Origin of the sequence: Arthrobacter sp. Bi83, from assembly GCF_918698095.1 — a bacterium.
GTDB lineage: Bacteria > Actinomycetota > Actinomycetes > Actinomycetales > Micrococcaceae > Arthrobacter.
Window position 1 is genome coordinate 16,643 of sequence record NZ_CAKKLY010000023.1, and the last position, 25,300, is coordinate 41,942.

The window sequence follows — 25,300 nt, forward strand, 5'->3', positions numbered from 1 at the left end:
GTAGCCATGGCAGCAACTTATGACGTGGTGATCGTTGGAGGCGGGATCGCGGGACTGTCCCTGGCATCCGCCCTGGCCGGAAAATGCAGCGTGGCACTGGTCGAAGCCGAGCAGCAGTTGGCGTACCACACCTCCTCCCGCTCGGCCCGGCAGCTCATCCCCAGCTACGGCCCGCCCGTGGTCCAGGAGCTGACGGTCCGCACCCTGGAGCTGATCGCGGCCAGGGATGCCTCGCTGCCCGAACCTGTGCTGTCCCCGCGGAGCTTCATGCTGGTCGGCAACGAGGAAACCGTCAGGGCCGAAGCCAGCGGCCACATGCGGATGGTCAGCCACGCGGAAGCGCTGGCGCTGTGTCCTGTCCTGGAACCAGGGTCATTCTCCGCTGCGGGCCTGGACACGGGATCGTTCGGCTGCAACGCGCCGGTCCTGCTTGACGACCACCGGGCACGGGCCGAAGGTGCGGGCGTGGACATCATCACCGGCGCGCGGCTGCATTCGGCGCAGCGGCTTGGCAGCGGCTGGGAGATCGGCGCTGGCCAGGAGGCCTTCCAGACCGGCGTCGTGGTCAACGCGGCCGGGGCATGGGCGGACGAAGTGGCCGTGGTCAGCGGCGTGGAAAAGCTCGGACTCCAGCCGTACCGGCGCACGGCGGCGATTGTCGGCGTCGAGCATTCCCTGCCTGTTGGAAGCCCCATGGTGGCGGCAGCGGACGACTCCTTCTACTTTCGGCGGGAGGGCAACGATGTTCTTGTCTCGCCGTCGGAACACGTCGCCAGCGGGCCGGAGGATGCCCGGCCGTTCCCCGGCGATGTCGAACGGCTCATAGCCCGCCTCAACACCTTGACCACGCTGGGGATCAGCGCCGTCCGCACTGCATGGACCGGCCTGCGCACCGAAGCGGCCGATGGCGTCCCCGTCGTGGGCTTCGACGCCGAGGCCACCGGATTCTATTGGCTGGCTGGCCAGGGCGGGTACGGCTTCCAGACTTCGTCTGCGATTGCCGAGCTCGCAGCGGCACAAATCCTCACCGGACCCCAAAATGGCACCGGACAGGCCACCAGTCCGGAATCCCGGACAGCGGACGCGCTGGCCGCGACGCGCTGGTCCATCCGGCGCTGAAGAATGGGTTCATGACTACCCTCATTACCAACCTCGGCGAGCTGATGACCCAGGACCAGGACCACCGCGTCCTCCGGAATGCCGCCGTGGTGATCGAGGGGGAGCGGATCGCCTGGCTCGGGGCGGCGGCGGACGCACCGGCGGCGGACGAGTCGGTGGACGCCGGCGGCAGGGCCCTTCTGCCTGGCTGGGTGGACTCGCACACGCACCTCATTTTCGCCGGTGACCGGACGGCGGAGTTCGAAGCCCGGATGGCTGGAGGGATCTACAGCGCAGGCGGCATCGCCGTCACTACAGGAGCAACGCGCAGCACCGGGGACTACGACCTCACCCGGCTCGCGATGGGCCGCGTGGCGGAAGCGGTGTCGCAGGGCACCACGTATGTGGAGACTAAGACAGGGTACGGCCTGGACGTTGAGCAGGAGGCGCGCAGCGCACGGATCGCGTCGACAGTGGCCGATGAAGTCACGTACCTCGGTGCGCACCTGGTGCCTGCGGACATGGACGCCGACGAGTACACCGACCTCGTGTGCGGCCCGATGCTGGATGCGGTCCGCCCGTACGTGACGTGGGCCGACGTGTTTTGCGAACGGGGCGCCTTTACCGAGGAGCAGTCGCGCCGTGTGCTTCAGGCCTGCCGCGACGCCGGACTCGGGCTGCGCGTCCACGGCAACCAGCTGGGTCCGGGCGCGGGCGTCCAGCTCGCAGTGGAGTTCCGTGCGGCCAGCGTGGACCATGTGAACTATCTGTCCGATGAGGATGTGGAGGCGCTGGCCGCCAGCTGGTCCGGCTGGAGTGCGGGGGCAGGTGCCGGTTCGGATAATCGCGGCACCGTGGCCACCTGCCTGCCGGCGTGCGACCTTTCCACCCGGCAGCCCCTGGCGCCCGCCCGCCGGCTCCTGGATGCCGGCGTGCCAGTGGCCCTGGCCTCCAACTGCAATCCCGGGACGTCGTACACGAGCTCCATGGCATACTGTGTCACCACTGCAGTGCTGCAGATGCGGCTGAGTGTCCACGAAGCGGTCCGCGCGGCGACGTACGGCGGGGCCCTTGCGCTGGGGCGCGAGTCCGGGACCGACATCGACGGCGAACGCGCGGTGGGCTCGATCGCCGTCGGGCACCGGGCTGACTTGCACCTGCTCAACGCACCGTCGGCCACGCACCTGGCCTACCGGCCGGGCATGCCGCTGACGCACGCGGTCTGGCGCGCCGGAGTGCGCGAGAGGTAACCCTGATCCCTGGGGATAATGACGGGAACTGATCGTTTAGGGTCTGTTACAATCAACAAACGTCACTTTCTGGTGACGGTTTGATCCCCGAGAGGCTAGCTACGCATGACCCGCACCGACCGACTGACGGCAATCCTTGATCTCCTTGCCGAAACCGGGCAGGTGGAGGTGGAGGAAATCGTCACCCAGCTCGGCGTTTCGCCGGCAACGGCCCGGCGGGATCTGGACAGCCTGGCCAACCGGCGTCTGCTGACCCGGACCCGGGGCGGAGCCACAACAGGTGCCCTCGCCTACGACCTGCCCGGCCGGTACAACCGGGACGACCACGCGGCCGCCAAGCAGCAGATTGCCCTCGCCGCCTCCGCGCTTATCGCGCCCGGCATGGTCATCGGCCTCTGCGGCGGCACCACCAGTACCGCCCTCGCGCAGATCCTGGCAACCCGCGAGGACCTCAATTCCCCGTCCAACCAGCCCACGCTGACGGTGGTTACCAACGCCATCAACATCGCCGCGCAGCTGGCGGTGCGGCCCAACATCAAGGTTATGGTGACCGGCGGCATCCTGAACCCGCGGTCCTATGAGCTTGTGGGCCCCTACACGGACATCATCATGCAGAAGGTGGTGCTGGATATCGCGTTCATCGGCGTCAACGGCATTGATCCCGAAGTGGGACCCACCAATACCGGAGAAGGCGAAGCCTCCGTCAACGCGCTGCTCGCCAGCAGGGCCAGCATTTCCTATGTCCTTGCGGACTCTTCCAAGGTGGGCCGTCGGGCTTTCGCGACTATGGACGGGTACGCGTTCACGCGGCTGATTACCGATTCGGGCATCTCGGCCCAGGACAAAGCCGCCTTTGAAGCCATCGGCACGGACGTCATTGTGGCGCCGGAAACGCCCCGCACACGCAAGTCCTAAGGCCGCTCCGGCCCTGGGAGAACCGATCAGGGCCCAACCGATCAGGCCCTAGAAGAACACGGGAGGTGCGTCGAGCACTGTCTCGTCCACGCGGCGCTGCACCCATTGCGTGAACGGCTGGTCGAGTTCGTACTTGCCGTCCTCGGTGCGCATCAGCATGCGGATCTCAGCGTTGTCCGGGTTGTTCAGCGACTCGAAGTATTCTACGGACCAGTGGAACCAGCGCATGCAGAACAGGCGCATGGTGAGGCCGTGCGTGACAAGGAGGGTATTGGCGGAGTAGTCCGGCTTGGCCCAGTGGCGGTAAAGAGTCTCCATGAATGACGAAATGCGGTCGTAGACGTCCGACCCGGACTCGCCCTCCCGGAAGCGGTAGAAGAAATGCCCGTAGGCGTTGCGCAGTTCTTTCTGGTCCTCGATTTCGCCGGCTATTTGGAAATTCGCCCAGTCCTGCTCACGGAGCCGCGGCTCCTCGACGACCCGTTCCGTGAGGGAGCCAAGGTTGAGCGCTTCGAGTGTCTGGTAGGCGCGCAGGTAGGGCGAGACGTAGACGGACACCTCTTGGCCGTCCAGCTCGCGCCGGATGCGCTCACCGGCAGCCTTGGCCTGCTCAATACCCAGGGGAGTCAGCGGAATCCGGTAGTCGGGCACCCTGTTGTAAATGGAGGTGTCGGCATTGGCGGCGGACTGGCCGTGCCGGATCATGATGATTTTCCCGGGCGCACTCATACTTCCCCAGCATAGGGGCCGCCGCGGAGGAGGCAGGTTCCTGAAGTAATACAGTGTCCGGAAGCCAAACAGGAAAGTACCAGCAACTGCAGGCAAGATAGGAATATGTTGGTTCCTTCCCGCCGTCGCCTGCGGATCGAAGTCTGGATAGTCCTGGGACTGTCGTTGGGGCAGTCCGCCGTGTACTCCGTGGTGCAACTCCTGGACAAGATGACCCGGGCGCCGCTGGCGCAGGGCACGTCCACGCTGAACCGCTCGCAAAGTACACGGGAATATTTCGATCTGACGTACCAACTCCTGGACATCATCTTCGCGCTGGTGCCCGTCTTGCTGGTGATCTATTTCCTGACGGAGCACCGCCAGACGAAGGCAGGAACGGGCTATGTGGGTGGCTCTGCATTCCAGAAGCTGGGTTTCAATTTCGCCCGCCCCGGAAGGGACCTGCTGCAGGGCGTCGGGCTGGCCGCTTTGATCGGCATACCATCGCTGGGCCTCTACGCGGCAGGGCGGGCGCTGGGCATCACGACGGCGATCATCCCCAGTGCCCTGAACGCGTACTGGTGGACGGTTCCCGTGCTGATTCTCTCCGCGGTGCGGCACGCGGTCGTCGAGGAAGTCATCGTGGTGGGCTACCTCCTGGACCGGTTCGGGAAGTTCGGCTGGTCCGTGCCGCTGTCAATCTTTGCCAGTTCCATGCTCCGCGGCAGCTACCACCTGTATCAAGGGTTCGGGCCCTTCATTGGCAACGCCATCATGGGCGTGGTGTTCGCCTGGGTCTACACCAAAACCCGACGGGTGATGCCACTGGTCATAGCCCATGCACTGCTGGACATTGTGGCGTTCGTCGGCTTCAGCCTGTTCGGAAAGGCCGTCGGGCTGGGCTAAGCATTGGGTAACTAGGCGTTAAAGTAATTCGGCCGCCATCGGTGGGTGACGTCGTTGGCACCCGCTGATGGCGGCCGAAGCTTGTTGGCAGCGCGCTGCGTCAGATTGTGACGGCGCCCGCTGCAGTTTCAAACGTGACGGACAGGATGCCCGGGGTTCCGTGCGGAGCGACCCAGTTCACGGCGACGTCCTCGAGGGGCCGCTCTACGGGTTCGCCGAGCCATTCGGTAACGCGCTCGGCGGAGCCTGCGATGGTGAGACTGGACATCTTGACGTTGCTGTCATAGGCGTTGGACGGGTGAAGCCCCGGATCGCCTTCCCACTTGAGCATGTACGGAACCTGCGGGTCTGCAATGAGGCCCAGGATTCCGATCTGCTTCCACACGAGTTCACGGCCGTCCGGGAACTTGCGGTTGCCGTTGACGGCGGAACGTCCCAGACGGTCCTCAAACGGGGCGAGGTCGTCCACTTCGACGCACCATCCCATCCAGCCGCCACCGGCAGCGGACCGTGCGCGCACGGCCTGCCCGAACGGAGCTTTATCCGACGCCGGGTGGTCCAGGACCTCCACGACCTCAAGGTACTTGTGCCCGGCGAGCGGGATAATCATGTTCCGGGTTCCGAAACGGGGGTGCACTCCACCCTTCACGGCTTCGACGCCGAGGGCGGACGAAATACGTTCGGTGGTGGCAGCCAGGCCATCGTGTTCACAGGCGTAAGAGACGTGATCCATGCGCATGCCCTCATCTTGGCATCTTGTGACGCGGCTCTCAGCTAAGGGCAGCCTAACCCTCATGGGACGTCCGGGTTTGCGGAAGTTTCGTCGCAAGCTTTGAACGGCTCTGGCTCCCGATGGTGTTGCCGGGAGTCACACAGCCGTCACAATCTTCGCGTGGGCGGCGCCCTCTTTCGTAAACTTGCCCTAGGTCATGAGTGCCAGCAACAGCCCCGGCTTGCTGGCCGGCAACCCTCCTTCCGCGGTGGGGTGCCCCGGGTGAAGACCTGGCCCGCCGGTCAGCTGGCGGCGGGCAAGCGCGTAGAAGAGGTTTACCTATGACGATTTCCGTCACCCGCACAGAAGTTCCGAATGTCGAAGTTACGGATGGCGCTGCGGTTCCCGGTGGCACTGCGGTTACGGACGGCACGGCAGTTAAGGATGGGACAGTCCAGTACGTCAACATCGGCAACCTTGAGCTCGAGGCCGGCGGATTCCTGCCCGACGTCACCCTCGCCTATGAAACCTGGGGGACGCTCAACGAGGACTGCTCGAACGCCATTCTCGTGGAGCACGCCCTGACGGGCAGCACGCACGTTACCCGCGGCACGGACGACGAAGAAGGCTGGTGGGAGCAGCTGGCCGGTCCCGGCGCCCCGGCGGATACGGACAGGTTTTTCGTCGTCTCCATCAACATCGTCGGCGGCTGCTACGGATCCACGGGGCCGTCGTCGGCTGCTCCGGACGGCAGGCCGTGGGGTTCACGCTTCCCGCTGGTCACGCTCCGCGACACCACCGCGGCCGAAGCGCGGCTTGCGGACCAGCTGGGCATCAGCAGCTGGTACGCCGTCCTTGGCGGCTCCATGGGCGGAGCCCGGGCGCTGGAGTGGGCCGTCACCTACCCGGAGCGGGTGCGGCGCTGCGGCGTTATTTCCATCGGCGCCAGCAGCACGGCCGAACAGATCGCCTTCGCACAGGCACAGACGCTGGCGATCCGGCAGGATCCTCACTTCAACGGCGGCGACTACTACGCCGGCCCGGTGCCCGAGGCCGGACTGGCGCTGGCACGGCGGATTGCGCACATCACCTACCGGTCCGCGCAGGAGCTGGATTTCCGGTTTGGCCGGAACGCCCAGGCCAGCGAGGCGCCGTTGCGGGCGGATGCCCTTGCTGCCCGCGGCCGGTACCAGGTGGAAAGCTACCTGGACCACCAGGGGAGCAAGCTCGTGGGGCGCTTCGATGCCAACAGTTACATTGCAATCACCGAAGCGCTGATGAGCCACGACATCTGCCGCGGGCGCGGATCGCTGAAGGAGACTCTGGCGCGGACCACCGCCGACTTCTTTATTGCGGCCGTAAACACAGACCGGCTTTACTTCCCCTCGCAGTCCCGGGAGCTTGCAGACGCACTGCCGGGTGACGTGGACGTCCATGTGATCGAGGCGCCGATCGGCCATGATGGCTTCCTCACCGAGATCGGGCAGCTGGACGCGCAGCTCCGGGGAGTCTTTTTCGCCTGAATCTTGCCTGAATCTTCGCCTGAGCCGACGCTGAGCGGACGCTGCACCCAAGCTGGACAGCTTGGCGCCAGCACCTCCCGAATGTGCATTTATGCAGATGCGTTCTGCACTTTTTGTCGTTGAGCTTGCAGCAATGGCAGACCATACTCGTTGGAACCGGTGATTCGTGGTGCACATCACACACGTCCGCCAAAGTCAGGTCCCAGTGGCGTCGAGGGAGACGCCGAAGGAGTTCACAATGAGTACGGAAAACTCCGCCGCAAGGCGCGTAGAGGAACCCGATGTCAAGGCATCAGGCCTAAAGAAAGTCGTTACGGCCTCCATGGCCGGCACAGTAGTCGAGTGGTATGAGTTCTTCCTCTATGCCTCCGCAGCCACCCTGGTGTTCGGCAAGATGTTCTTCCCCAATTCGGGGACGGAGCTGGACGGGATCATCGCCGCATTCGTCACGTACGCGGTCGGCTTCGTTGCCCGGCCTATCGGCGGCATCGTCTTCGGCCACTTCGGGGACAAGTTCGGCCGGAAGCAGCTGCTCCAGCTGAGCATCATTCTCGTGGGCATTTCCACGTTTGCGATGGGCTGCCTGCCCAGCTTTGCGCAGATCGGCTACTGGGCACCGGCCCTGTTGGTGTTCCTGCGCTTCGTCCAGGGCTTCGCCGTCGGCGGCGAATGGGGCGGCGCAGTGCTCCTCGTGGCAGAGCACAGCCCGAACAAGTCGCGCGGGTTCTGGGCCAGCTGGCCGCAGTCCGCCGTGCCGATGGGCAACCTGCTGGCCACCGGCGTCCTCTTCACCCTTTCCTCCACGCTGTCGTCCGGGGACTTCCTCGGCTGGGGCTGGCGCGTTGCGTTCTGGCTCTCCGCGGTGATCGTCATCATCGGCTACTACATCCGCACCAAGGTCCAGGACGCACCCATCTTCCTGGAGGCCCGCAAGGAAGTCACGGTCGAGAAGAAGGGCTACGGCGTAGCCGAAGTGTTTAAGCGCTACCCGCGCGGCGTCTTCACTGCCATGGGACTGCGGTTCGCGGAGAACATCCTCTACTACCTCGTCGTTACGTTCTCCATCACGTACCTGAAGGTCGTGGTCCAGACCGACACTGCCCGGATCCTGCTCCTGCTGCTCGTGGCCCACTTCATCCACTTCTGCGCCGTGCCGCTCGTGGGCAAGCTCTCCGACTCGTTCGGCCGCCGTCCGGTTTACATGGCCGGAGCGATTCTCGGCGGAACCTGGGGCTTCTTCGCCTTCCCCATGATGGACACCGGCAATGACATGACCATCCTCGCGGCGATCACGATCGGCCTGCTGTTCCACGCCCTGATGTACGCAGGGCAGCCGGCGATCATGGCCGAGATGTTCCCAACCCGGATGCGCTACTCAGGCGTCTCCCTCGGCTACCAGGTGACGTCGATCGTCGCCGGTTCACTGGCGCCGATCATCGCCACGTCGCTGCTGGGCAGTTTCAAGTCCTCCACCCCTGTTGCCCTTTACCTCGCGGCAGCCTGTGTGGTGACCGCCGTCGCGGTGTTCTTCCTCAAGGAAACCCGCGGCGTCTCGCTCCGGGACGTCGACGCCGCCGACGCCCGCGGCACCGCCGACCTCCTGGCGGCTGCCAGGAAGTAAGGGCGGCCATAGCCAGAAACAGCTGCCCGGACCCGCGACTGACGCAGGCCCGGGCAGCTGCGTGTCAGCCATCGATGCAGAAGACAGGAATCACCATGCGAGCAGCCGTCCTTTATTCCACCGTTCCGAGTCCCACCGATTCTTCCGGAACCAGCTACGCAGAAGCGAAGCCGCTCGTGGTGCAGGAACTGGACCGACCGGAACCGCGCGCCGGAGAGCTCGGCGTTGCCATCACCTACTCCAGCCTTTGCCACTCAGACCTGTCGGTGGTGGACGGTTCCAGGGTGAGGCCGCTTCCCATGGCGCTCGGGCATGAGGCCGTGGGCCGCGTCGTGGCCCTGGGAGCAGGCGTAACGGACATTTCCGTGGGGGACCACGTGGTGCTGGTCTTCGTGCCGAGCTGCGGGGATTGCCGGGCCTGCCGCTCGGGGCGCCCCGCACTCTGCCACCGGGCCGCTGAAGCCAACGGTTCCGGCGACCTCCTGCACGGGGAAGCGCTGCTGCGGACGCCGTCGGGGGAGCGGATCAACCACCATCTCGGAGTCTCTGCCTTTGCGGACTACGCAGTGGTGGCCAGGGAATCCGTGGTGGCCATTGACGACGACGTCCCGGACACGGTGGCGGCCATGTTCGGCTGCGCCGCACTCACCGGCATGGGGGCAGTGCTCAACACTGCCGCCGTCAAGGCCGGCCAGTCGGTTGCGGTTTTCGGACTGGGGGCCGTGGGGCTCTCCGCCGTCATGGCGGCGGCCCTCGCGGGCGCCTCGGGGGTGATCGCCATTGACCCTAACACGAGCAAACACCAGCTGGCACTGGAGTGTGGCGCAACGGCAGTGGGCACGCCGGATGATGCGCCGCGGCTGATCGCGGAGGCCACCGGCGACGGGGTGGACGTTGCGATCGAAGCCGTGGGTTCGGCCCGGGTGATTGCGTCCTGCCTGGAGCAGGTGACGAGGGGCGGCGCCGTGGTCTCGGTAGGCCTCCCGCATCCGTCCGCGGAGCTGACAGTCCCGGCCCTTCAGTTCGCGGGCGCAGGCAAGCGGCTGCTGGGCTCCTACATGGGTGACGCCGTGCCCAGGCGCGATATTCCCCTCTATCTGGGCTACTGGCGCGAGGGCCGGCTGCCCGTTGAGCTGCTGCACACGGATACGAAGCCACTGGCCGAGATCAACGAGGGGCTCGACGCCCTGGCCGCCGGAAAAGTGGTGCGGCGGCTGTTCCAGGCCTGACGCCATTCAGCGAGCCAGCAACTCCTGGCGTTCCTGTACTTCCTCCCGGATCGCCGCAATGACGGCCTGCACCCGGCCGGACCGCAGCGATTCGGGGCGCGCCACCGCCCAGATGGGGAGCTGTCGCTGGAAGTCGTGGGGAAGCACCGGCACGAAGTCCGGCTTGCCCGCCACCATGAAATTCGGCAGCAGGCCGATTCCCGCACCAAGGCGCACCGCCTCCACCTGGGCAAAGATGCTGGTGGCCTGGAAGCTGGACTTCGGCATCGGCAACTGCGAGGAGCGGTGTCCCAGCTCTGCCACCTGGAGCGCAGATTCAACGTAGGACACGAAGCCGTGCTGCCCCACGCCGTCGAGCGTTTCAGGCAGGCCGTGCTCGGCGGCGTACGCAGGGCTGGCGTAAAGCCGCAGGAAATAGTTGGTCAGGAAAATTGTCTGAGCATTGCTGACATCGGTCCGGCCGACCACGACTTCGAGGTCCACGCCGGACCGGTTCTGGCTGACCTTACGGGTGGCGCTCAGCATCTCCACATTCAGCAGCGGGTGCCGGCGCTGGAGCCGGACCAGGGCGGGCGTGACGAATTCGGCGCCGAAGCCGTCCGACGTGCTGATCCGCACCAGCCCGGAGAGGGCATTTTCGTCGCGGCCGATGAGGCCGGACAGCGATCCCAGCGTCTCCTCAATGGCTTCGGCAGCGGCCACCGCCGACGCCCCAAGCTCCGTGAGTTCCCAGCCGTGCGGGCTGCGTTCCAGGGTGCGCCCGCCCAGCTGTTTGTCGAGGGCCAGGATCCTGCGGGAAATCGTGGTGTGCGTGGTGCCCAGCGTCTCGGCTACGGCGTTGAACCGGCCCAGGCGGGCCACGGTCAGCAGGATCAGCAGGTCGTCCGGACTCGGAAGCCGCCTCACGTGGTGTGCCTTTCACTCGTATGTGCATCAATGCACATGCCCTCTGTACTTTTTCCCCTTGATTGCACTGTAACAGGGTGTGATGGTGGACACAGGACTTCCGGCTAGGCCGGACACGAAGCAAAGGAGCTTATGCCATGGCAGTAGTCGGTTGGATCGGTCTGGGGAACATGGGCGGTTCCATGTCAGCAAACCTGGCAAAGGCAGGGCACGACGTGCGGGGATTCGACCTGAATCCCGCCGCCGTCGCCGCCGCAGAAGCTGGCGGAGTAAAGCCGGTGAAGAGCATCGCGGACGCCGTGAACGGCGCCGACGTCGTTTTCACCATGCTGCCCAAGGGCGAGCACGCCAAGGCCGTTTACCTCGGCGAGGAGGGCGTCCTGGCGCTCGCCGACGCCCGGACGCTGCTGGTGGACTCCTCGACGATCGACATCGCCTCCGCCCAGGAACTGCACGACGCCGCTGCTGCCGCCGGCTTCCGCTTCGTTGACGCGCCCGTCTCGGGCGGCATGAGCGGGGCCAAGGCGGGAACCCTCACCTTCATGGTGGGCGGCGAAGCGGGCGCCGTGGCTGACGCCACCGGGTACATCGAGCCCATGGCGTCCAACATCATCCCCACCGGAGGTGCCACCACGGGGCAGGCTGCCAAGATCTGCAACAACCTGATGCTCTTCATCAACCTTGCGTCCACGGCCGAGGGTGCCGTGCTGGCAGACCGGCTCGGCCTGGACAAGCAGGTGTTCTGGGACATAGCGTCTGTCTCCTCGGGGGACAGCTGGGCCCTGCGCACCTGGTATCCCGTTCCGGGCGTGGTCTCCACCGCCGCTTCAAACAACGATTTTGCGCCCACGTTCACGACTGAGCTGGCCAACAAGGACATCGGCCTGGCCATCAGCGCCGCCGAGGACACCGGAACGCCCCTCGAAATCGGCAAGCACGTCCAGCAGCTGTTCCAGCAGCTCATCGACGCCGGCGAGTCGGGCAAGGACTGCTCCATGATCATCAAGCTCGTAGACGGCTCGCTGGGGTCCGCCCGGTAGCAGCCGAGTTCAGGAAATCCCACCAGGCCCCTTCGCCGGAACGGCACGTACATTCGCCGTGCCCCGGATCGCCTTGCACTAAGAAAGAGACACCCATGGAAACCATTCCGCATTTCATCAACGGCAGCCGCGTCGGCGATGCCGATCGCTTCGGCCCTGTCTTCAACCCGGCAACGGGGGAGCAGGAGAAAGAGGTTGCCCTCGCCTCCGCCTCCCGGGTCGAGGAAGCCATCGCGGCCGCCAAGGCTGCCCTTCCCGGATGGCGGGCCACCAGCCTGGCCAAGCGCACGAACATCTTCTTCCGGGTCCGCGAAATCCTGACGCAGCGAAAATCAGAACTGGCGGCCATCCTCACCAGCGAACACGGCAAGGTGCTTTCCGATGCCGAAGGCGAGATCTCCCGTGGCCTCGAGAACATCGAGTTCGCCACCGGACTGTCCCACATGCTCAAAGGCGAGCGTTCAGAGCAAGTCTCCAGCGGCGTCGACGTTCACTCCGTCCGCCAGCCTGTCGGCGTAGTGGCATGCATCACTCCCTTCAACTTTCCGGCGATGGTGCCGCTGTGGATGATCGGCAGCGCGCTGGCCTGCGGCAATACCGTGCTGCTGAAGCCCAGCGAGAAGGACCCGTCCTCGGCCGTGTTCATCGCTGAGGTCTTCGCCGAGGCCGGGCTGCCGGCGGGCGTGCTGAACGTGGTCCACGGTGACAAGGAAGCGGTGGACGTCCTGCTTGAACACCCGGATGTGAAGGCTGTCAGCTTCGTGGGATCCACGCCTATCGCGCAGTCCATCTACAAGCGCGCGGCCGATCACGGCAAGCGCGTCCAGGCCCTCGGCGGAGCCAAGAACCACATGGTGGTCCTGCCCGACGCCGACCTCGACATGGCGGCCGACGCAGCGATCTCCGCGGCTTACGGATCCGCCGGTGAACGCTGCATGGCGGTCAGCGTGCTGGTGGCCGTCGGGAACATCGCCGATGACCTCGTGGCCGCAATCACCAGCCGCATGGCCACACTGAAGATCGGTCCCGGCACCGACCCGTCATCGCAGATGGGGCCGCTGATCACCGCGGAACACCGTGACAAGGTCGCCTCCTACGTGGCCGGCGCCGAAAACGAAGGTGCCACGGTCGTCGTCGACGGCCGCTCGCAGCAGTTCGATTCGAACGGCTTCTTTATCGGCGTCAGCCTCGTGGATCACGTGAAGCCCGGAATGAAGGTCTACGACGACGAAATCTTCGGCCCGGTCCTGTCGGTTGTGCGCGTTGATACCTACAACGACGCCGTCCGGCTGGTCAACGAGAACGAGTTCGGCAACGGCGTTGCCATCTTCACCCGCGATGGGGGCGCCGCGCGGCAGTTCGAGTTCGACGTCGAAGTCGGCATGGTGGGCGTCAACGTGCCGATCCCGGTACCCGTGGGGACCTTCTCCTTCGGCGGCTGGAAGAACTCCCTGTTCGGCGACACCCACATGTACGGGCCCGACAGCATCCGCTTCTACACGCGGGGCAAAGTGGTCACCACCCGGTGGCCGGACCCGTCCACGTCCGTCATCGACCTCGGATTCCCGCAGGTCGACTAAACGGACAACCGGTCGTCAGGCAGTCCAAGCCTCTGGCCTGCAGACAGCCCGTGCCCCGCCGCCAAAAGCAGCGGGGCACGGGCTGTTTCAGGTTCCTGCGAGGCTGCTCCACTGATCCAGTTCCGCCAGATTGGGTGCTTGGAACCGCTGCGAGGCCGACGGCGGCGGAGGAGTGCCGGGGGCGGCCGCCTCCCGCAGTGGATTGGGTTGCGGCCGCCGGTCAATGTCCGGGCCACAACGCGCAGACGCGACGTTAAATGTCGGTGGTGCCTGGAAGACTCAGTTCATGGATGCAGAGTCTTTCTACGGTCGAGGATCGGGTGCCTAAAATGGCTTCCAGGGCCGCGGGTGCTGTGACGGTCACCGAGGTGGCTGGCTTGCTCGCTGCTGTCCGCCCGAGGGCCGACAGCGCTGGGCTGATCGACCAGCTGCGAGGACTGGAGGACCTGAAGTCCGCCGCGGCCGCGTTGCAGGCGCGCATGACTGTGGCCTTCGATCTGCAGCAGCGCCGCGCCCAGGCCCGGGCCGGTGTTCCGGCGGCGGAACTGGGCAAGGGCGTCGCCGCGCAGATCGCCCTGGCCCGGCGGGAGTCCCCGGCCCGGGGTGGGCGGCTCCTGGGCCTGGCGAAGGCCCTCGCCACCGAAATGCCGCACACCCTCGCGGCCCTTGAGGCCGGTCAGCTAAACGAGTGGCGCGCGACGCTGCTGGTGAAGGAAACGGCGTGCCTGTCCGCCGTGGATCGCTGCGCCGTCGACGAGGAACTGGCGGCCGACGCCGGGACGCTGAGCGGTGCCGGTGACCGGGCCATCATCGCCGCGGCGCGTGCCGTGGCCTACCGGCGGGATCCGCGTTCCGTCACGGAGCGGGCCGGCCACGCCGCCGCGGAACGGCACGTTAGCCTCCGCCCGGCCCCGGACACCATGGCGCTCCTGACCGCCCTGCTCCCGGTCACCGCAGGGGTCGCGGTCCATGCCGCCCTGACCCGGCACGCGGACTCCCTGCGCTCGGCCGGGGATCCCCGCTCCCGCGGACAGATCACGGCCGATGGCCTGGTCGAAAGGATCACCGGCACCCCCGGCGGGATCACCGGGATCGAGATCCAGCTCATCATGACTGACCGCACCCTCTTCCAGGGCGACTCCGAACCGGCCCGCCTCCCCGGCTACGGTGTGGTCCCGGCAGGCTGGGCCAGGAGTGCCGTCACGCCAGCACGCGCAGGCGTCAGCGGCAACGGCGATGCCGGCGCCGCCTTCGCAGAGCCGGCCCCGGGGAATGCCGCCGTTAACGTCTGGCTGCGCCGGCTCTACACCGCACCGGGCAGCGGAGAGCTCGTCGCGATGGACTCCCGCGCCAGGCTCTTCCCCGCCGGGCTGCGGCGCTTCCTCCAGGCCCGGGATGAGACCTGCCGCACGCCCTACTGCGACGCCCCGATCCGCCGCCACGACCACATCATCCCCTGGCACCGCGGCGGCACCACCACGCACGGGAATGGTGCAGGGCTCTGCGAGGCCTGCAACCACACCAAAGAAACCCCCGGCTGGACAGCGAAGCCCCGCTCCGGGCCCGTTGGCACGGGCCGGCTTAGGCACACCCTCGAGATCCGGACCCCGACCGGCCACACTTATCACTCGACCGCACCACCACCGCCCGGAACGCGCCAACCCGGCGTTACGTTGACAGGTACTACGTTGATGGGCATTAGGTTGACAGGCACTGGGTTCTCAAACCGGCGTCAACGCCGCGAACTCCTCCGGCGCGCCAAGACGCTCAAACGCGCCAGTCGCAATGGCGCATTGGCGGCGTAAAGCCGCTCCCAATCGTAAAGACGCCCCCACCATGGGGGCGTCCACGAATTACCTCATCACTCGTCGGCAACCCTCATGGCCGAAGGCGGTGGCGTCGCCGGATAAGTTCGGATGAAGCCGGGCGCCAGTTGCCCGGGCCTAACCGTTCATGATGTCGTTGCGCCGGGTCATGTACTCCTCCATGGAGATTTCTCCGTTGCTGTACTGCTGGTCGAGTTCGGCCAGCTTGCGCGCGCGGAAGCCCTGCGGGGCCGACGGCGGCGGGGGCATCGAGGGGGCAGCTCCGTGCTGTGGCTGCGGGTGTTGCGACCGGGGAGGGCTGGCATTGAATTCCGGGCTGTCCTCGTAGGGGACCTGTCCCTGATAACCCTGACCCTGGTAGCCCGGGCCCATGGATCCAGGCTGGCTCGGGCCAGCGCCGGGGTACTGGGAGTTCGGGTACTGGGGGCTCGGGTACGGCTGCCCCGGGTATGGCTGGTCCAGCGGGGGAAGCTGCTGCTGGCCTCCGCCCGGGGGAAGGCCAAAGCCGCCGCTGAGGTAGTCCTGCTGGGTGTAGCCGTCCCGCGGCTGGTTGTTCGGCCGGCCCTGGTAGGAACCCGGGAACTGGTCCGGATACTGTCCGGAGAAATTCTGGCCTTGGTTCCGCCTCTGGACGGACCTCCGGTACATGCGCATTCCCATGGGGATGAGGAACGACAAAACAATGATCCAGAAAAACATGTTGTTCACGGTGCTGGGCCTCTCATGAGTGTCAATCCAGCTTAGTCCCCGGATCAAGGAGTGAGCCGGACAAGGAGCGGAGGCCGCCGGGTCACGAGACGCTACGCAGTGCTGTCCGTGCAAGCCCCGTGCCGTCCGTTCAGATGCGGGTCGTCGGCATTCCGAGGAACCCGCTATACCTTTCCACGGCCTGGGCCACCGCCGCCGCTGTTCCCTGGCCGTGCGTGGCCGCCTCCGATGCACCTCCGGCCGAAGGGCCGCTGGAAACGGCCATCCGGACGTCGAGTTCGCAACGCTGGTCGGGCGAAGCGGGCCGTACAAAGGTGTGCCGCCACGAGCCAGCCATCGCGCCGTCCAGCAGAACCACATGCATGGGAGTGTCATCCACCGGAAGGGCTGGGGCGACTCCGCCGAGGTAACCACGGGAGGCCGAGTACCCCATGATGTATTCGTCATAGCATTGGACCAGGTCGATGCGCGGGGAATGGTTGACAACGCCGTTACCGGCGCCGGCATCGCCGCGGGGGAAATCTTCCGGGCCGCGATAAAATACGACGCCGTCAATCACCGCGGTCTCCAAAGCCGCCGGATCGTCCGCCAGGACAAGCGACAGCCCCTGCCATACATCCGCCATCGTCTGCCCGGACCAGTCTGCGCAGTCCTTGACTGTGGCGGGTCCGCGGCTCCGGAAGTACCGCATTGCCAGGGCAGCGAGGGACTGTTCCCTTGGCGCCGCCGTCGCCTGTTTGGACGCCGCCGCTGTGACACGTTCGTCGAATGCCGCATACGTCTGCCGGAGCGCGCCGCCGGCACCCCGCACAGGTGTGCCGCTCACGAGCACGCCGCTGATCTCGGCGTGCATGATGAGGTACGCCAGGACGAGTCCCTTCGCGGGGAACCCCGCGCGCTGCAGTTCCGCCGCCAGCTGCTCCCGTGTGCGGTGCCGGGCGCCTGCGACCGCCGCCGCAAGTATTTCTCCGCTTCTTCCGGCCGTGGCCGCATCAATCCCGGTCCGTCGGTACATGCCGCCGTTGGCCTGGTGCAGGCGCGGTGCGGACAGGGCCCGGAGCCAGGGCAGATCATCGCGGTGCACAAAATGCCACGTGGGCCGGAGGATATGCGTCCGCAGGATCCGCCCGTCAGCGACGGCCCGCTCCACGTCGTCCGCCGTAGCGCCGGGCGTCCGCTGGGCAAGCGACCAGCGGGCATACGAAAACTCCTGCGCCTGAACGGCCAGCAGGTTTTTCAGGGCGTCCTCAGGCGAGGCCGCCAACGGGGCGCGGAGCTGCTGGCTTGCGAGCCTGATCCGGACGACGTCGTCCGGGCTAAGTCCGGGGTCGCTTCCTGCGGTGCCCGTCGTCATGCCGCATGGCCGTACGCGGCGTCGCGGCGGCTACCGGCGCACAGCATCTTCGGACCCGAGCGGACCTTCGCCGGAGCCCAGCGGGACACCCGGGCCGAAGACGGGTCCCGGCGTCGGGCGTTTGGGGGTGATGCCATCACCGGAGGAGCGGTGGCGCAGCCGGCGGACCACCCACGGCACGAAGTACTCCCGCGCCCAGACCAGGTCGCCGGTGCGGGCTTCGCGCCAGCTGCGCGGCGGCAGCGGTTTGGGCGACAGGGGTTCCAGGCTGTGCTGTACGTTCAGCGCATCGAGCACCATGGCAGCAATCGTGTGGTGGCCCAGCGGGGAGAAGTGCAGGCGGTCCTCGTTCCACATCTGCGGATCCTTCAGCTGCCTGAGCGACCACATGTCGGCGATGATGGCATCATGCCGGGCGGCGATGGTCCGGAGATTCTCGTTGTAGATGGCCACCTTGCTGCGTACCCGGCCCAGCACCGAGGACCCGGTATCCGGGCCGTTGAACAGGACCACCGTTGCACCGCTCATCCCCAGGATCTGCACCACGGGGTCGAGCTTTTCGGCCAGGGCGTCAGGGTCCCCGCCGGGGCGGATGAGATCGTTTCCTCCTCCTGAAAGGGTCACGAGGTCAGGTTTCAGGGCCACGCACGGGGCAAGCTGCTGGTCGATGATCTGCTGAAGCAGCCGGCCGCGCACGGCCAGGTTGGCGTAGGCGAAGTCGTCATGGCCGCGTCCCAGTTCCTCTGCCACGCGGTCGGCCCAGCCGCGGTAGCCGCCCGGGCTGCTCGGTTCGGGGTCGCCGATTCCCTCCGTAAACGAGTCGCCCATTGCGACGTAACGGCTCCATGGGTGGCGGCCTGACGGGCCTTGGGGACTCTGCATCGATTCCGTTCCGCTCACCTTCACATCCTGCACCGTCCCTGCCAAGCTACGCCACTGTAGGTAGCCACCGACGGGTAACTGTAAGAATGGACCCATGACTTTAGCCGACTCATTTCCTGCCCCCGTCGTTTTGTGGTCCAAGCCGGAGGAAGCCCGGGCCGGCAAGCCCCTGCTGGTCCTGCTGCACGGCTACGGAGCAAACGAACAGGATCTCCTCAGCCTGGCGGACATGCTCCCGGACGACTTCGCAGTGGCGTCCGTCCGCGCCCCCATTGCCATGGGCCCCGGCTTTTCCTGGTTCCCTTTGACCGGCTCGATCGAATACTCCGTCGATGCGGTCAAGGCTGCCTCCGGCTATATTCTTGACTGGATCGACGCCGTCAAGGCCAACCATCCGTCCGTCACGCTCCTCGGGTTCTCCATGGGCATGGCCATGGCCACCACCCTGCTTCGGCAGCGCCCCGCCGACTTTGCCGCCGTCGTCGGGCTCTCAGGTTTTGTTGTGGATGCGGGCGCCGACGGAGAGTTCCGGGACGCCGAGCTGGACGGCACTGTGCCCCTGTTCTGGGGCCGGGACCAGCAGGATCCCGTCATCACGCCGGACAAGATCGAGTACACGATGGGCTGGGTCCGCAGCCATGTGAAGCTGACCAAGGTCCTGTACACCGGAATGTGGCACGGGATCAACGCCCAGGAAATCGGCCACGTGTCAGAGTTCCTCACGCACGAGGTCCTGAGCAAGTAGCCGTTGGCGGCTAAAGTTCTGGCGTCCCCGGGATTATGCGCCGGCCGCGCTGATCCGGACGGTGCGGTTGTTGACCGTGACAGTGTCACCGTGATGGAGCTGCCGGCCGCGCCTGTCGTCGATTTCGCCGTTGACCTTGACCAGGCCGTTCTTGATCAGCTCAGTGGCCTCGACGCCGTCCTCCACGAGGTTCGCGAGTTTCAGGAGCTGACCGAGGCGGATCATGTCGTCGCGGATGGGGATGTCTTCGATTTCCTGGTTGCTCATACAAGCAATAATGCCCGAACTAAGGTGAACCCAATGACCCACGCACCGCGGCTGCCCCTTGCCGCAGGCCTTCTGATGGCCGTGGCCGCCGGCCTCGCCATCCCCGTCCAGGGGCGGATCAACGGTGCCCTCGGCGCCCGCCTCGGAGACGGAATCGCCGCCGCCGTGGTCAGTTTCAGCACCGGACTGGTGCTGATGATCCTCGTCTCGCTGGTCCTGCCCCGGGGGCGGGCCGGCCTTGCCCGGATCCTGCCCGCCGTGCGGGAGCGGCACTTCCCGCCTTACTACGTCCTTGCCGGCGGCATCGGCGCGTTCTTCGTCTTCGCCCAGTCCTTCACGATCGGGCTGCTCGGGGTCGCCCTGTTCACCGTGTCCACCGTCACGGGCCAGACGCTCAGCGGGCTGCTCGTGGACAGGCTCGGAATTGGTCCCGGCGGCAAGAAAGCGGTGACGGGCATCCGCGTGATCGGCTGCATCCTCACCATCGCTGCAGTGGCCTGGGCAGTGTCGCCCCGCTTCGGGGCAGGCGCCCCCTCCGGCGGAACCTCCGGCGGAGACCCCGCCCAGCTCATCCTGCCGGTGATTCTTCCCGTCCTGGCCGGGTTCCTCATGAGCTTCCAACAGGCGATGAACGGCACCGCCACCATGCACTACGGCACCCCGATCGCCGCCACCCTGGTGAATTTCGTTGCCGGCACCACCGTGTTGTGGGTCGCCTGGCTGATCAAAGTGGCCGTCGCCGGTGCTGGCAACCCGCTGCCGGCCGAGTGGTGGTACTACCTCGGCGGCCCGATGGGCTGCGTGTTCATCGGCATCGGAGCCCTGCTGGTGCGCAGCCTCGGTGTGCTGGTGACCGGGCTCGGCATGATCGCGGGCCAACTCCTGGGCTCGTTGGGGCTGGACCTCCTGGTTCCGTCGCCCGGCACAGTGGTGGAGGTTCCCACGGTGCTCGGCACCCTGCTGACCCTCGGAGCCATCGTCGTCGCCACGCTTCCGTGGCCGCGGGGAGCGTTCCGGAGGTAGCGCCCGGTAGGCTAGGACACGCAGCTTCCTGCACCGTTTTCCCCTTCGCATACCCCCGCCCGGCAACCAGCCGGAGTTCCGGGGCAAGACACCGCGGACCGCACCCAGCGGCCCTGTAGAAATTGGAGTTCCCATGGCAGCAAAATCCGTCCTCGACCAGGTCATTTCCCTTTCCAAGCGGAGAGGCTTCGTTTTCCAGGCCGGCGAGATCTACGGAGGCTCCCGTTCCGCCTGGGACTACGGCCCCCTCGGTGCAGAGCTGAAGGAGAACATCAAACGCCAGTGGTGGCAGTCCGTGGTACGCGGCCGCGAAGACGTTGTCGGCCTTGACTCCTCGGTGATCCTGCCCCGCCAGGTATGGGAAGCTTCCGGCCACGTCGATGTCTTTTCCGACCCGCTGGTGGAATGCCTTTCGTGCCACAAGCGCTACCGCGCGGACCACCTCGAGGAAGAATACGAGGAAAAGAAGGGCCGCCCAGCCGAAAACGGCCTCAAGGACATCGCCTGTGCCAACTGCGGCACCCGCGGCGAATGGACCGAACCGCAGGAATTTTCCGGCCTCCTGAAGACCTTCCTGGGCCCAGTTGCCAGCGAGGAGGGCCTGCATTACCTGCGCCCGGAGACCGCCCAAGGCATCTTCGTGAACTTCAACAACGTGCTCACCACGTCCCGGAAGAAGCCGCCGTTCGGCATCGGCCAGATCGGCAAGTCCTTCCGCAACGAGATCACGCCAGGAAACTTCATCTTCCGCACCCGCGAGTTCGAACAGATGGAAATGGAATTCTTCGTCGAGCCCGGCACCGACGAGGAATGGCACGAGTACTGGATGAAGGAACGCATGGCCTGGTACACCGGCCTGGGCATCCGTGAAGAGAACCTCCGCTTCTTCGTGCACCCGCAGGACAAGCTCAGCCACTACTCCAAGGGCACCACGGACATCGAATACCGCTTCGGCTTCCAGGGCTCCGAGTGGGGCGAGCTCGAGGGCATCGCCAACCGCACGGACTTCGACCTGTCCACCCATGCCAAGGCCTCGGGCACCGACCTGAGCTACTTCAACCAGGCCACGAACGAGCGCTACACCCCGTACGTCATCGAGCCGGCCGCCGGCCTGACCCGTTCCTTTATGGCCTTCCTGGTGGACGCCTACACGGAGGATGAGGCCCCCAACGCCAAGGGCGGAGTGGATGTGCGCACCGTGCTGAAGCTTGACCCGCGGCTGGCGCCGGTCAAGGCCGCCGTCCTTCCGCTGAGCCGCAACGAGGACCTGTCCCCGAAAGCCAAGGACCTCGGTACCCAGCTCCGCAAGAACTGGAACATCGACTTCGACGATGCCGGTGCGATCGGCCGCCGCTACCGCCGCCAGGACGAGATCGGAACCCCGTTCTGCATCACCGTGGACTTCGACACGCTGGATGACCAGGCTGTCACCATCCGTGAGCGCGACACCATGAGCCAGGAGCGCGTCTCCCTGGACAAGGTGGAGGGCTACCTGGCCGCACGGCTGATCGGCGCTTAACCGTGGCAATCCAATACCGCGAATGGCGCGAGGGCGACGACCTCGTGCTCCTGCAAATCTGGGGCGACCCGGAAACTGTCCAGGCCGGACAGTTCCGGGGGACGCTGGCGCCGTCGAGCAACGCACCCTGGCGGCGCTGCATCGTGGCCGAGGACGTCGTTGACGGCGTCGGCATCCCGGTTGCGGCCGGGGTGGTCCACGAGGCGACACTGCATCCGGAACGCCTGTGGGCGTACATTGAGGTGGCCCGGGACCACCGCCGCTCCGGCATTGGTTCCACGCTGCTCATGATGCTGCGCCGCGAAACCGAAGCATCGCCGTCGGGGGTTACCCGGCTGAGGTGCAAGGTGGAGCCGGGGACACCCGGTGCAGCGTTCGCCGAGGCGGCGGGGCTCGCTCCGATCCAGCGTTCGCAGCTCGTGGTGGTGGAGCCGGCGGCCCTGAAGCTTCCGGTCTTCGGGGACGGCTCGGAGGAAGCCGCAGCGGACCGGGTGGAGGACCTGGCTACGGGCTCGGTGGAACTGTCCGACGTTGTGGGCCGGTACTACACGTCCGTCCATGACTGGGACAGCCCAGGCCAGCTGAGCATCCCCACGGTCCAGCGGCTGTTCCTCGATGAGCTCAGCGGCGCCCACGGGGCGATCGTACTGCGCGCACCGAAGGCCAGCGCCTTCGGCCAGGGTGTGCCGCCGTCGAAGAAAGGCAGGTTGCAGGCCTTCGCCGTCAGTTACGCCCAGCTCAGCCCCGAACAGGGAGAGTCGGACCATCCCTCCGACGTGTTCCTCGGCCACGAACCGGAGATGGACGCAGATCAGGCGCAGGCCGCGGTCCGTGACCTGCTGGCGCTCATTGCGTACCAGCACCCGGTCCTCATGGAACTGGACGATTCGATGACAGCGCTCCGCGCCGTCGTCGAACCCCTGATGGAAGCCGGCAGGGCCCGCCGCCAGGGTTCCGAGACGTTCGTCGTCTCCGACTAGTCCGGACCACGGCGGCGGCCCCTGGCCAGGTCCTGGGCGTCCATCATTTGGCGTTCAGTCTCGGAGGGGGCGCCGCCGCCGAGGTCGGCGGGCATCCACCAGTCGCCCGGTCTCGGGACGACCGGGAAGCTGTCGATGCACGTGTCGATCCCGTTCTGCAGCGTTTCCCGGAGCTTCGCGGTTTCGGCCTCGGCATCGATGTCCGCCGCAAGGTTCACCGGCAGGCCAATGTGGATACGGACCGGTGCCCGCCAGGCTCGTCGTGCCGAGAATCCGTGGCCGCGCGTCAGCAGCCGGTGCGCGCCCCAGATGGACACGGGGGGATCACCGGTACGCCGGCCTCGGCTGCCATCCGCACAGCACCGGTCTTGCACTCGCGCACCTTGAAGCTGCGGCTGACTCCGGCCTCCGGAAACACGGCGAGGTATTCCCCGGCACGGAGTCGGGCCACGGCGGCATCGTAGGCAGCCGAACCGGCGCCGTAGCCCACCACCACGTGCCCGGTGGCGATGATGGCCGGACCGGCGAGCCAGTGGTCCGCCGCGCCCTGGTGGATGAGGAAGCGGAGCTGAGCGCGGGCGTGCTTCCAGACCACCAGTTCGGCCGCGGCAAAGTCCACGTAGCCAAAGTGCGTGACGGCAATGACTGCCCCGCGGCCGGGCTGTACCAGGCGTGATGCCCCGTTCCGTGGATCAGGGGCGGGCAGGTTCTCCCCGCCCGTGACCATGACCCGGACCCGGAACAGCCACCGCAGGAAGAGGCCCGTGCGGACGAACAGCCGGTAGAAGCGGTCGTTCGGTTTGGGTGTCCACGTCACGGCTGTGTCCTGTTGCGCGTCTGGCGAGGGGGCCACGGGATGAAGCCGCTTGTCGACTTCACATACTCGCGGTAACCGGGGCGCCCGGACATGGATTTCTCCGTGAGCGGCTTCCCGGTCTTGCCGGCCAGCATCCAGATCATGAGCGCAGGGGAGAGGACCGTGAGGACCCCGGGCCAGGAATCCGCCGCGACCAGGAAGAGGCCCGCCCAGACGGCGGCGTCGCCGAAGTAGTTCGGATGCCTGGTATACCGCCACAGCCCGGTGTCCAGGACGGTCCCCCTGCGGGACGGATCCTTCTTGAACTGCGCCAGCTGCCAGTCGCCCACGGTCTCGAAGCCGAACCCGGTGACCCAGAGCAGGGCGCCGGCCAGGGACAGCCACCCCAGGGCACCGGCAGCGAACATGCCCGCCTGGACGGTCAATGAGACGAAGAACATCACCAGGCCCTGCGGGAGGTAGACGCGGCGGAGGGCATAGGCATTCCGGGAGCCTGCCGCGTCGTCGAGCATCGCAGCATAGCGGGGATCTTCATGACCGCCGCGGGCCCGCAAGCCGATATGCACGCCGAGCCGGAGCCCCCAGACCGCGGTCAGGGCGAGCAGCAGCAGGCGACGTCCGCTGTCACCCACTCCGGCCGACAGCACGAAGGAGACCGCCGCCACGGCCACGAAGCCCGGACCCCACGCCACATCCATGACGGAGTGCCTGCGCTGGGCAGTGGCCACGGCGAACGTCACGGCCAGTACCAGCACGACGGCGAGCGCAGTCCACGGCAGGCTGGCCAGGAAGCTGTCAAGCGGGAACGGGGTCACAGCACTTCCGGAATAGCTTGGGCGGACGGCGGGAGCAGCCGCTCCAGCGCCGCTGCAGGGGCCGGCAGGCGGCCGGCGTGGGTGCCGGTTTTCTCGATGAAGGCCGTCATCAGGAAGCCGGTGGCCAGGGTGTGCCAGAGGCGCACGCGCCGGAACATGAAGTGCCCGGCGCGCCTGAGCGAGACGTACCGGAGAACCTCGGCGTCCGGTGCCGCCCGCCGCGCAAACCGCAGGGACGCCGTCGGGCTCGTCCAGCGGTCCCGATCGCCGTGGACGATGAGCACCTTCCGCCCGGCCACCGGAGTCGCAGGAGTTGCGTCGTTGAGCCAGGGGGCGAGTGCCACCACGGCATCCACCTGTTCCTCGTCGGCCGCGCAAATGGCGGTCAGGCCACCCATGGAGTGCCCCAGCAGGTAGACCGGCACGCCCGGGTGCTGGTCGCGGATCTTGGCCATGGCCCAGCGGGCATCCTTCAACGGCGACATGTCCTCGCCATTCCAGCCGCGCACGCTGTTCCGCAGTATCCACACCGCAAGGCCATGTTTGCTGCCCGCCCGGTGCAGGTGCCGCGCGAACGGCACCATCCTCGCGGGGCTCAGGTGCCGGGCCTGGACAGGTTCGAACGAATGCGAACGGCCGCCGTGGAGGACCAGCGCCACCCCGCGGGTGACGCCGGCCGGATTCAGGACGGTCAGCACAGCTTCCGACGGCGGTGCCTCCCGTCGTGCGTCAGCCGGCGGCTGAGCTTGCGGCGACTCAGTTTGCGGTGGCGTGGCGTCTTGCGACGGCGCCCCCTCGGGATTGGCAGTGCTGCGGTGGCTCACTCCGGCATCCTCCGACTTTCTGGCGTCCATTTATCAACCCTATGGCGACCGC

Annotated in this window: 25 protein-coding genes and 1 riboswitch; of the genes, 14 read left to right on the top strand and 11 right to left on the bottom strand. The window is 66.6% G+C overall.

The window, feature by feature from the left end; all coding sequences use genetic code 11:
• The first annotated feature begins 6 nt into the window (after positions 1–6).
• The 3 genes from LQ144_RS12285 (at position 7) to LQ144_RS12295 (ending at position 3,263) form a co-directional block, all read left to right on the top strand.
• Positions 7–1,119 carry an FAD-dependent oxidoreductase gene (locus LQ144_RS12285; protein WP_230118988.1) on the top strand — a complete coding sequence of 371 codons (1,113 nt, stop codon included), beginning with the start codon at positions 7–9 and terminating at the stop codon, positions 1,117–1,119.
• 11 nt (positions 1,120–1,130) lie between these two features.
• Positions 1,131–2,348 (top strand): imidazolonepropionase, encoded by a 1,218-nt coding sequence (gene hutI, locus LQ144_RS12290; protein ID WP_230118989.1) that lies wholly within the window; start codon positions 1,131–1,133, stop codon positions 2,346–2,348.
• A 105-nt stretch (positions 2,349–2,453) separates the two neighbouring features.
• Positions 2,454–3,263: a DeoR/GlpR family DNA-binding transcription regulator gene (locus LQ144_RS12295; RefSeq protein ID WP_230118990.1), complete on the top strand. Its 810-nt coding sequence runs from the start codon at positions 2,454–2,456 to the stop codon at positions 3,261–3,263.
• A 48-nt stretch (positions 3,264–3,311) separates the two neighbouring features.
• On the opposite strand, the gene LQ144_RS12300 is transcribed toward LQ144_RS12295, so the two are convergent.
• Positions 3,312–3,992: a histidine phosphatase family protein gene (locus LQ144_RS12300; RefSeq protein WP_230118991.1), complete on the bottom strand. Its 681-nt coding sequence runs from the start codon at positions 3,990–3,992 to the stop codon at positions 3,312–3,314.
• A gap of 105 nt (positions 3,993–4,097) precedes the next feature.
• Here LQ144_RS12300 and LQ144_RS12305 point away from each other — a divergent pair, with 105 nt between their 5' ends.
• Complete coding sequence (locus LQ144_RS12305; protein WP_230118992.1) at positions 4,098–4,877, top strand: type II CAAX endopeptidase family protein; 780 nt, start codon at positions 4,098–4,100, stop codon at positions 4,875–4,877.
• Positions 4,878–4,977: 100 nt separating this feature from the next.
• Here the strand turns inward: LQ144_RS12305 and LQ144_RS12310 are convergent, their stop codons facing one another.
• Entirely contained in the window at positions 4,978–5,616 is a 639-nt protein-coding gene (locus LQ144_RS12310; protein WP_230118993.1) for a VOC family protein, read from the bottom strand.
• Between the two features lie 186 nt (positions 5,617–5,802).
• Positions 5,803–5,918, top strand: a riboswitch (SAM riboswitch).
• Between the two features lie 12 nt (positions 5,919–5,930).
• On the opposite strand from LQ144_RS12310, the gene LQ144_RS12315 reads away from it, so the two are divergent.
• From LQ144_RS12315 to LQ144_RS12325, 3 genes are all read left to right on the top strand, one after another.
• Positions 5,931–7,112 carry a homoserine O-acetyltransferase gene (locus tag LQ144_RS12315; RefSeq protein ID WP_230118994.1) on the top strand — a complete coding sequence of 394 codons (1,182 nt, stop codon included), beginning with the start codon at positions 5,931–5,933 and terminating at the stop codon, positions 7,110–7,112.
• 238 nt (positions 7,113–7,350) lie between these two features.
• Positions 7,351–8,733 carry an MFS transporter gene (locus LQ144_RS12320; protein WP_230118995.1) on the top strand — a complete coding sequence of 461 codons (1,383 nt, stop codon included), beginning with the start codon at positions 7,351–7,353 and terminating at the stop codon, positions 8,731–8,733.
• Positions 8,734–8,828: 95 nt separating this feature from the next.
• A complete protein-coding gene (locus tag LQ144_RS12325; protein WP_230118996.1) occupies positions 8,829–9,962 on the top strand; it encodes a zinc-dependent alcohol dehydrogenase family protein in 1,134 nt (377 codons plus the stop codon).
• Positions 9,963–9,968: 6 nt separating this feature from the next.
• On the opposite strand, the gene LQ144_RS12330 is transcribed toward LQ144_RS12325, so the two are convergent.
• Entirely contained in the window at positions 9,969–10,868 is a 900-nt protein-coding gene (locus LQ144_RS12330) for a LysR family transcriptional regulator (RefSeq protein WP_230118997.1), read from the bottom strand.
• A gap of 137 nt (positions 10,869–11,005) precedes the next feature.
• Between LQ144_RS12330 and mmsB the strand changes: the two genes are divergently transcribed.
• The 3 genes from mmsB (at position 11,006) to LQ144_RS12345 (ending at position 15,293) form a co-directional block, all read left to right on the top strand.
• Positions 11,006–11,908: a 3-hydroxyisobutyrate dehydrogenase gene (gene mmsB / locus LQ144_RS12335; RefSeq protein ID WP_230118998.1), complete on the top strand. Its 903-nt coding sequence runs from the start codon at positions 11,006–11,008 to the stop codon at positions 11,906–11,908.
• Positions 11,909–12,003: 95 nt separating this feature from the next.
• Complete coding sequence (locus tag LQ144_RS12340) at positions 12,004–13,488, top strand: CoA-acylating methylmalonate-semialdehyde dehydrogenase (RefSeq protein WP_230118999.1); 1,485 nt, start codon at positions 12,004–12,006, stop codon at positions 13,486–13,488.
• Between the two features lie 329 nt (positions 13,489–13,817).
• Positions 13,818–15,293 carry an HNH endonuclease signature motif containing protein gene (locus LQ144_RS12345; RefSeq protein ID WP_230119000.1) on the top strand — a complete coding sequence of 492 codons (1,476 nt, stop codon included), beginning with the start codon at positions 13,818–13,820 and terminating at the stop codon, positions 15,291–15,293.
• A gap of 138 nt (positions 15,294–15,431) precedes the next feature.
• Here LQ144_RS12345 and LQ144_RS12350 read toward each other — a convergent pair whose 3' ends face one another.
• From LQ144_RS12350 to LQ144_RS12360, 3 genes are all read right to left on the bottom strand, one after another.
• Positions 15,432–16,013, bottom strand: a complete 582-nt coding sequence (locus LQ144_RS12350; RefSeq protein ID WP_354962150.1) for a hypothetical protein — start codon at positions 16,011–16,013, stop codon at positions 15,432–15,434.
• Positions 16,014–16,152: 139 nt separating this feature from the next.
• Positions 16,153–17,376 carry a winged helix DNA-binding domain-containing protein gene (locus tag LQ144_RS12355; protein ID WP_230119002.1) on the bottom strand — a complete coding sequence of 408 codons (1,224 nt, stop codon included), beginning with the start codon at positions 17,374–17,376 and terminating at the stop codon, positions 16,153–16,155.
• A gap of 30 nt (positions 17,377–17,406) precedes the next feature.
• Positions 17,407–18,258, bottom strand: a complete 852-nt coding sequence (locus LQ144_RS12360; protein ID WP_230119044.1) for an SGNH/GDSL hydrolase family protein — start codon at positions 18,256–18,258, stop codon at positions 17,407–17,409.
• A gap of 94 nt (positions 18,259–18,352) precedes the next feature.
• Between LQ144_RS12360 and LQ144_RS12365 the strand changes: the two genes are divergently transcribed.
• Positions 18,353–19,003, top strand: a complete 651-nt coding sequence (locus LQ144_RS12365) for a phospholipase (RefSeq protein WP_230119003.1) — start codon at positions 18,353–18,355, stop codon at positions 19,001–19,003.
• A 33-nt stretch (positions 19,004–19,036) separates the two neighbouring features.
• On the opposite strand, the gene LQ144_RS12370 is transcribed toward LQ144_RS12365, so the two are convergent.
• On the bottom strand, positions 19,037–19,270 hold the full coding sequence (locus tag LQ144_RS12370) for an RNA-binding S4 domain-containing protein (RefSeq protein WP_230119004.1): 234 nt from the start codon (positions 19,268–19,270) through the stop codon (positions 19,037–19,039).
• A gap of 33 nt (positions 19,271–19,303) precedes the next feature.
• Between LQ144_RS12370 and LQ144_RS12375 the strand changes: the two genes are divergently transcribed.
• From LQ144_RS12375 to LQ144_RS12385, 3 genes are all read left to right on the top strand, one after another.
• Positions 19,304–20,293, top strand: coding sequence for a DMT family transporter (locus LQ144_RS12375; protein WP_230119005.1), 990 nt, complete (start codon positions 19,304–19,306; stop codon positions 20,291–20,293).
• A gap of 133 nt (positions 20,294–20,426) precedes the next feature.
• The gene (locus tag LQ144_RS12380; RefSeq protein WP_230119006.1) at positions 20,427–21,812 is read left to right on the top strand and encodes a glycine--tRNA ligase; all 1,386 of its coding nucleotides are present in this window, start codon (positions 20,427–20,429) and stop codon (positions 21,810–21,812) included.
• Between the two features lie 2 nt (positions 21,813–21,814).
• Complete coding sequence (locus tag LQ144_RS12385; protein WP_230119007.1) at positions 21,815–22,792, top strand: GNAT family N-acetyltransferase; 978 nt, start codon at positions 21,815–21,817, stop codon at positions 22,790–22,792.
• On the opposite strand, the gene LQ144_RS23115 is transcribed toward LQ144_RS12385, so the two are convergent.
• The 4 genes from LQ144_RS23115 to LQ144_RS12400 are packed head-to-tail and all read right to left on the bottom strand — an operon-like array spanning position 22,789 to position 25,278.
• The gene (locus tag LQ144_RS23115) at positions 22,789–23,109 is read right to left on the bottom strand and encodes a hypothetical protein (RefSeq protein WP_354962148.1); all 321 of its coding nucleotides are present in this window, start codon (positions 23,107–23,109) and stop codon (positions 22,789–22,791) included. The two genes, LQ144_RS12385 and LQ144_RS23115, sit on opposite strands and share 4 nt — an antisense overlap.
• Complete coding sequence (locus LQ144_RS23120; RefSeq protein ID WP_354962149.1) at positions 23,079–23,609, bottom strand: lysophospholipid acyltransferase family protein; 531 nt, start codon at positions 23,607–23,609, stop codon at positions 23,079–23,081. Before LQ144_RS23120 ends, LQ144_RS23115 begins: the two co-directional genes overlap by 31 nt.
• Positions 23,606–24,424, bottom strand: a complete 819-nt coding sequence (locus LQ144_RS12395) for a DUF1295 domain-containing protein (protein ID WP_230119008.1) — start codon at positions 24,422–24,424, stop codon at positions 23,606–23,608. The genes LQ144_RS23120 and LQ144_RS12395 overlap by 4 nt, the downstream gene beginning before the upstream one ends.
• Positions 24,421–25,278, bottom strand: coding sequence for an alpha/beta fold hydrolase (locus LQ144_RS12400; RefSeq protein ID WP_230119009.1), 858 nt, complete (start codon positions 25,276–25,278; stop codon positions 24,421–24,423). The genes LQ144_RS12395 and LQ144_RS12400 overlap by 4 nt, the downstream gene beginning before the upstream one ends.
• Positions 25,279–25,300: the final 22 nt, after the last annotated feature.

Bases quoted from the DNA above. Each gene is read 5' to 3' on its own strand.
- LQ144_RS12285 (WP_230118988.1), top strand. From the start codon at position 7: ATGGCAGCAACTTATGACGTGGTGATCGTTGGAGGCGGGATCGCGGGA.
- LQ144_RS12350 (WP_354962150.1), bottom strand. From the start codon at position 16,013: ATGTTTTTCTGGATCATTGTTTTGTCGTTCCTCATCCCCATGGGAATG.
- LQ144_RS12360 (WP_230119044.1), bottom strand. From the start codon at position 18,258: ATGCAGAGTCCCCAAGGCCCGTCAGGCCGCCACCCATGGAGCCGTTAC.
- LQ144_RS12355 (WP_230119002.1), bottom strand. From the start codon at position 17,376: ATGACGACGGGCACCGCAGGAAGCGACCCCGGACTTAGCCCGGACGAC.
- LQ144_RS12310 (WP_230118993.1), bottom strand. From the start codon at position 5,616: ATGCGCATGGATCACGTCTCTTACGCCTGTGAACACGATGGCCTGGCT.
- LQ144_RS12400 (WP_230119009.1), bottom strand. From the start codon at position 25,278: ATGGACGCCAGAAAGTCGGAGGATGCCGGAGTGAGCCACCGCAGCACT.
- LQ144_RS12365 (WP_230119003.1), top strand. From the start codon at position 18,353: ATGACTTTAGCCGACTCATTTCCTGCCCCCGTCGTTTTGTGGTCCAAG.
- LQ144_RS12315 (WP_230118994.1), top strand. From the start codon at position 5,931: ATGACGATTTCCGTCACCCGCACAGAAGTTCCGAATGTCGAAGTTACG.
- LQ144_RS12305 (WP_230118992.1), top strand. From the start codon at position 4,098: ATGTTGGTTCCTTCCCGCCGTCGCCTGCGGATCGAAGTCTGGATAGTC.
- LQ144_RS12340 (WP_230118999.1), top strand. From the start codon at position 12,004: ATGGAAACCATTCCGCATTTCATCAACGGCAGCCGCGTCGGCGATGCC.
- LQ144_RS12300 (WP_230118991.1), bottom strand. From the start codon at position 3,992: ATGAGTGCGCCCGGGAAAATCATCATGATCCGGCACGGCCAGTCCGCC.
- mmsB (WP_230118998.1), top strand. From the start codon at position 11,006: ATGGCAGTAGTCGGTTGGATCGGTCTGGGGAACATGGGCGGTTCCATG.
- LQ144_RS12375 (WP_230119005.1), top strand. From the start codon at position 19,304: ATGACCCACGCACCGCGGCTGCCCCTTGCCGCAGGCCTTCTGATGGCC.
- LQ144_RS12370 (WP_230119004.1), bottom strand. From the start codon at position 19,270: ATGAGCAACCAGGAAATCGAAGACATCCCCATCCGCGACGACATGATC.
- LQ144_RS12345 (WP_230119000.1), top strand. From the start codon at position 13,818: ATGGCTTCCAGGGCCGCGGGTGCTGTGACGGTCACCGAGGTGGCTGGC.
- hutI (WP_230118989.1), top strand. From the start codon at position 1,131: ATGACTACCCTCATTACCAACCTCGGCGAGCTGATGACCCAGGACCAG.
- LQ144_RS12320 (WP_230118995.1), top strand. From the start codon at position 7,351: ATGAGTACGGAAAACTCCGCCGCAAGGCGCGTAGAGGAACCCGATGTC.
- LQ144_RS12295 (WP_230118990.1), top strand. From the start codon at position 2,454: ATGACCCGCACCGACCGACTGACGGCAATCCTTGATCTCCTTGCCGAA.
- LQ144_RS12380 (WP_230119006.1), top strand. From the start codon at position 20,427: ATGGCAGCAAAATCCGTCCTCGACCAGGTCATTTCCCTTTCCAAGCGG.
- LQ144_RS12325 (WP_230118996.1), top strand. From the start codon at position 8,829: ATGCGAGCAGCCGTCCTTTATTCCACCGTTCCGAGTCCCACCGATTCT.